Source organism: Dapis hubbardiae BLCC-M172 (assembly GCF_050016015.1).
Lineage (GTDB): Bacteria > Cyanobacteriota > Cyanobacteriia > Cyanobacteriales > Microcoleaceae > Trichodesmium.
This window is the reverse complement of record NZ_JBNHEQ010000170.1, coordinates 1-5,095: the sequence shown is the minus strand read 5'-3', so window position 1 is coordinate 5,095 and position 5,095 is coordinate 1. Positions and strand designations below refer to the sequence as shown.

Below are 5,095 nucleotides of genomic sequence, written 5' to 3'. Positions count from 1 at the left end.
CTCCCCTACTCCCCTACTCTCAATCTATTTGCTATAAAATCAAGCCCACTGAAAAACAGTCAGCAAAAATTGATTATTGGCGCTTAGTTACTCAGGAGGCATTGGAATTACGCTAATGGTCAAAGACTAGACTGGTTAAATAGAACCAGGTGTCAATTAGACCGATGCTCAATAGTGTCATGTCCTATCGGCGAGATTCAAGAGCTACCTGATTATTATTTTCAACAATCAGCACTTAAACAAACAAAAATTCTCTTTCCAGAATACAAAGAAATCTCCATACGAAGTTCAACAAATTAACTTACAAAGGTTGGATCAAGCCTGGAAACGCTGGTTAGTTCCTGACAAAACAGGCAAGAGATTTGCTAGACCAAGATTTAAGAAGGCTGGCAAATTAAGATCATTGTGCTTTAGTAGAGTTAATCATCCGCTCATCAGCAGTTAAATTTAATGGTAAGCAAATTATTATTAGCAGGTTTGGCGCTATTCCAGTAATAGTTCATAGACCTATCCCCGAAGGTTTTACTATTAAAACTGCAACTATAACTAAAAAAGCTGATGGTTATTATGTAAGTGTAGGGGCGAATGGCAATTCGCCCCTACAGAAGACAAGTCAATTCCTAGTCTAATTCCTACAGATAATATCAAAACTGCTGTAGGTATTGATGTAGCTTTGAAAGAGTTTTTAACTACTAATACTGGAGAAACTGTTTCTGTTCCCAACTTCTATAGAAAAGCACAATCTAATTTAGCTAGAAAACAAGGTCAAGCAGACAGAAAGGAAATTGGTTCTAATAACTGGAAAAAGGCACAGAATAGAATAGCTAAGTTGCATCAACACATTGCCAGGCAAAGAGAAGATTTTCACTACAAAAATGCTCATAAATTGGTTAAAGAATATGATTTAATTGCTGTGGAAAACCTGAATATTAAAGGTTTAGCTAGAAATAGCAAATTATCAGAATCAATTTATGATGTAGCTTGGGGTGCTTTTATTGAAAAGTTGAATGCAGTAGCGGTTAAACGCGGTGTTCATGTAAGTAGGGGCGGATGGCCATTCGCCCGTACATCCTCACAATACATCACATGCATTGTAGTAATTCTGGTCAAAAAGTACCTAAAACTTTGTCAGTTAGAACTAATTTTTGTCCTAAATGTAAAACGGTTTTAGATAGAGATGAGAATGCAGCAAAGAACATATTAAATAAAGCATTAAGCGAGGTGGGTATCATCTGGCCTGCTTGTGGAGGCTTAGATGTTGGTCAGCCTGAGAAGCAAGAAACTTTTGAAACTTGGGTTCAATTATCTCTGTTTTAGAAGCTCCTGTTATAATCTTTGATTTAACGGGAGAGACTTCACGAAAAATGGTATAACTTGATATAGCACCCCAAAACAATCAAGTAATTTATATGGATTTTGAACGACCATTAGGCTCAGTAATTCAAGGTTCTCTCAGTCAAGGATTAGAAGTACGACTCCACCCAGACGTATTGGTAGAGGATATGCGCGTTGGCAAATTTTTAGTTGTACAAGGAGTACGCGCCCACTTTTTCTGTATGCTAACCGATGTTTTATTAGGAACATCCAGCGAACGAATAATGATTAACCCCCCCCTACCTACAGATGATTTTTTGCAATCTGTTTTAGCTGGAGGTAGCACCTACGGAACTATCGAACTTGCCCCAATGTTAATGTTAGTTCTTGCTCCCGAAACATCACCAGTTTCTTTCAACTTCAACGAAAAAAATGACAATCAAAAAAAATCTCAATCCATAGAAAATTTAGCATCCTTTGAAGCTCAAACCAGTGCCGAAATTAAATTAATGCCAGTCAAAACTATTCCTAGTCATTTTTCCCAAGTTTATGAAGCAAGTGTGAGAGATTTTAGTTTAGTTTTTGGCAGGGAAGACGATACGAGTCGCCGGAATTTTGCTGTGGGTAAACCTATTGATATGGATGTACCTGTTTGTTTAGATTTAGATAGATTTGTAGAACGGAGTAATGGAATTTTTGGTAAGTCGGGAACTGGTAAATCTTTTTTGACTCGTCTTCTTTTATCTGGCATTATTCGGAAGGGTGCTGCCGTAAATTTAATCTTTGATATGCACTCTGAATATGGTTGGGAAGCTATGGCGGAGGGGAAACAAGTTAATACTGTAAAAGGTTTACGACAATTATTTCCTGATCGAGTGGAACTGTGGACTCTAGACCCAGAATCTACTAAACGTAGAGGGGTACGCGATGCACGAGAATTGTATTTGAGCTATAACCAAATAGAGGTTGAAGATATTGGGTTGGTGCAACGGGAGTTAAATTTGTCTGAGGCAAGTATTGATAGTGCAAATATTCTCAGAAGTGAATTTGGTAAATCTTGGATTACTCAATTATTGGCAATGACTAATGAAGATATCCAAATATTTTGTGATGAAAAGAGAGGTCACAAAGGTTCGATTATGTCGTTGCAAAGGAAGTTGTTACGACTGGATAATCTGAAATATATGCAGACAAAAAATACTAACAATTATATAGAGGAAATTTTAGAATCTTTAGACGCAGGTAAGCACGTTATTATTGAATTTGGTTCCCAGTCAAATATGCTTTCCTATATGTTGGCTGCTAATATGATTACTCGCCGAATTCATAATAGTTATGTGCGGAAAGCAGATAAATTTTTAAGTTCTAAAAATCCTAATGATCGTCCTCAACAATTAGTCATAACTATTGAGGAAGCTCACCGTTTTCTCGACCCTGCTATAGTACGTTCAACTATTTTTGGTACTATCGCTAGGGAAATGCGGAAATATTTTGTGACTCTATTAGTTGTAGACCAGAGACCTTCCGGAATAGATGCAGAAGTTATGTCTCAAATAGGTACGAGAATTACAGCTCTTTTGAATGATGATAAAGATATTGATTCTATTTTTACCGGAGTTTCTGGGGGTCATAGTTTGCGGTCTGTTTTGGCAAAGTTGGATTCTAAACAGCAAGCGTTGGTATTAGGTCATGCGGTACCGATGCCTGTGGTAATTCAGACTCGTGCTTACGACCAGACCTTCTATCAGGAAATTGGAGATATCGATTGGCGGTATGTTTCTGATAATGAATTGTTTGAAGCAGCTCAGGTAGCTTTGGATGATATTGGGTTTTAGTTTGGGAGTTAGTAGTGAATATTTTAGTTGTTGAACTAATACCAATTTGAAAAAAGAATCTTACAAGAAGAACATTTTTGTTATTACTGGCTGGTCAAAATTTTATCCTTTACTAACCATTACTATGTAAGGTATATGCTAACTCAGTAATTGTTACTCGCGGGCATTTATATCTGAGGATCTCTAAAGAGTTAAGATATGAAAAGATTCCTGCTGTTGTTGATAGAGCTTCTGCCAATTTTTTTATTCAAAAATTACTCGCTGGTTCTTCTATAATCAAACTTAACTAGGGCTTGCTGAAAAAGTCTTTTTTCACGAGTAGGGGAGCGGGGAAGCGGGGAAGTAGGGGAAGTAGGGGAGTAGGGGAGTAGGGGAGTAGTAATTTTTTTTCCCAACTCAGCAGCGAAAATACTAACATGCATGAGCATTAAGAGCTGAAACAGGTGTACTTTTTTCCGACCTAAAAAGGCTAAAACCTTTATCTGTAGATACTTTTAGATTTAATCAGCAAGCCCTAACTAGAAAACTTCAATACAAGAAGATGAGAAACTTTTGCCTTATCGATTGAGGTACAAAATTTTATCACTTTAGTAAATCAGGAAGAGATGTTAGTCTTCAAATGTGCTGTCAATAAGAGGAGACTTAAAAAATTAGTAAAGATAAAAATTTTCTACCTTAATACTGTGACAATTTCCCACAACCAAACAGCACAAATTAACTGAAGTTATCGTCAGTCAAGCTTTTCTCGCAAATAAATATTCTTTTTTAATGATTTACTGCCTATAGAAATAAACTATATAAAAATTTGTCTGCTAGTTTGTCTGGCAGGGTCTGGTGAAAATTCAGTATGTATAAATTCTACAGAATTATAAGTATTAATCCACAAATGAGCGCCACAAGGTGCGGGATTGTAAGGTTCATAGACGATTTGGCAAGGACCTGGAATATATAACTCATAACCATAATCGTTGCGCTTGCCTTCCTTAACAGAAAGCACTGGTTCCAGTTGTTCAGGAGGTTTACCGAAATTACCTTTAATCTTGTGTTGATTAACATGAATCATTTTAGGTTCGGTGGGTTTTTCTTTGTTCCAGATACCTTTCGGACCACGCCGAGCCGGAATTATTACAGGCATTCCATTTTCAGAGACTGGTATTTCCCAAAATCTACCATTTTTCTCAGCATCTTTGACTCTTCCTTGAGCCAGTAAAACTAATAAACGTTGACGGGAGATACCTAATAAAAAAGATGCTTCTCTAGTACGCATGATTTTTTCCTCAACTATTGGACAATAGTAAGTGTATAATAAAAAGGTAACTTTTTCAAAGTTACCTCAAAATAAATGTATAGTCATTTCAAATAAGAATGAAAAACTTTTGTAGCTGAAACCCTTTCGCGGGAAGAAACTCTCGTCTCAATCTAAACTGAAATGACCATAAATGAAATTATTGATTTGATGAATCTAGATGATTTAGAGGCTACCCAAATTGGCTAAACCAAGAATCACACCAGCACCTAAAATATGACCGAAGCTTGTAGTTGCCAAAACACCAGCTACTCCAAAACCACCGAAAAAGTTGGAAGCAGGCATTGCCGGACCCACACTAGGATATTTTACTGTTAACTTGCCGAAGGCGATCGCTACGATATTGCAGATAATCATTATTAGGGCAATTTTAGGACTCCAGGCAAAAGTATTGGGGCCAAGTGTTAATAAAATTGAGTAAAGCATTTTTTCTTCTCCTATATATGTAAATTAAAAATGTCAATGGCATCTTTATATCAGAAAATTTTTCTTTTTTTTGTTCTGGTGAGACTTAGCAATAATTCTTTACAATTTCAGGGTTAGATTTATCTCGAAAAATGAAGAATGATTAATCTATATTACGACTAACGGGACTTTAGTGAAAAAATAGTAAAAAAAAGGGTATAATATATATCTGATA

At 36.3% G+C, this 5,095-nt stretch carries 5 protein-coding genes; 3 read left to right on the top strand and 2 right to left on the bottom strand.

What is annotated here, in order from left to right; genetic code table 11:
- Window positions 1–616: 616 nt before the first annotated feature.
- The 3 genes from ACP6PK_RS15560 (at window position 617) to ACP6PK_RS15550 (ending at window position 3,149) form a co-directional block, all read left to right on the top strand.
- Entirely contained in the window at window positions 617–1,171 is a 555-nt protein-coding gene (locus ACP6PK_RS15560; protein WP_426560594.1) for an RNA-guided endonuclease InsQ/TnpB family protein, read from the top strand.
- The gene (locus ACP6PK_RS15555) at window positions 1,087–1,317 is read left to right on the top strand and encodes a zinc ribbon domain-containing protein (protein ID WP_426560592.1); all 231 of its coding nucleotides are present in this window, start codon (window positions 1,087–1,089) and stop codon (window positions 1,315–1,317) included. The genes ACP6PK_RS15560 and ACP6PK_RS15555 overlap by 85 nt, the downstream gene beginning before the upstream one ends.
- A 92-nt stretch (window positions 1,318–1,409) precedes the next feature.
- Window positions 1,410–3,149, top strand: a complete 1,740-nt coding sequence (locus ACP6PK_RS15550; protein WP_426560590.1) for a helicase HerA domain-containing protein — start codon at window positions 1,410–1,412, stop codon at window positions 3,147–3,149.
- 793 nt (window positions 3,150–3,942) lie between these two features.
- On the opposite strand, the gene ACP6PK_RS15545 is transcribed toward ACP6PK_RS15550, so the two are convergent.
- Window positions 3,943–4,416 carry a hypothetical protein gene (locus ACP6PK_RS15545; protein ID WP_426560588.1) on the bottom strand — a complete coding sequence of 158 codons (474 nt, stop codon included), beginning with the start codon at window positions 4,414–4,416 and terminating at the stop codon, window positions 3,943–3,945.
- A 204-nt stretch (window positions 4,417–4,620) separates the two neighbouring features.
- Window positions 4,621–4,881 carry a photosystem I reaction center subunit PsaK gene (gene psaK, locus ACP6PK_RS15540; protein ID WP_426560586.1) on the bottom strand — a complete coding sequence of 87 codons (261 nt, stop codon included), beginning with the start codon at window positions 4,879–4,881 and terminating at the stop codon, window positions 4,621–4,623.
- Between the last annotated feature and the right edge of the window lie 214 nt (window positions 4,882–5,095).